Origin of the sequence: Massilia sp. LMS1-1-1.1, assembly GCF_040815535.1 — a bacterium.
Taxonomy (GTDB): Bacteria; Pseudomonadota; Gammaproteobacteria; order Burkholderiales; family Burkholderiaceae_D; genus Janthinobacterium; species Janthinobacterium aestuarii.
Genome location: NZ_JBFPNG010000025.1, coordinates 1 through 322, shown reverse-complemented (window position 1 = coordinate 322; position 322 = coordinate 1). Strand labels below are relative to the sequence as shown.

2 rRNA genes are annotated in these 322 nt (G+C 48.8%); both read right to left on the bottom strand.

Annotation, left to right across the window (positions count from 1 at the left end):
- Window positions 1-98, bottom strand: a 5S ribosomal RNA gene (rrf, locus tag MRBLMS1_RS18830); the annotation flags it as partial.
- 138 nt (window positions 99-236) lie between these two features.
- Window positions 237-322: ribosomal RNA gene (locus MRBLMS1_RS18825) — 23S ribosomal RNA — on the bottom strand; the annotation flags it as partial.

The following is a 322-nucleotide window of genomic DNA, read 5'->3' as shown; positions in this document are numbered from 1 at the left end:
ACTTTCACACTGGTTGCAGCACTATCATCGGCGCAAAGTTGTTTCACGGTCCTGTTCGGGATGGGAAGGGGTGGGACCAACTTGCTATGGTCATCAGGCATAACTTGTACTGGCGTTTGTCTCCTGTAGGACGACAAAGCCTGAATCTGGAAGAAGCAAAGATTGGGGTAATGACTGGTAGTATCAACAAACTCACAACGTTGTACCGTCTTATCCTCTGCACCTGCTAAGGTTATAGGGACAAGCCGTACGGGCAATTAGTACTGGTTAGCTTAATGCATTACTGCACTTCCACACCCAGCCTATCAACGTCCTGGTCTCG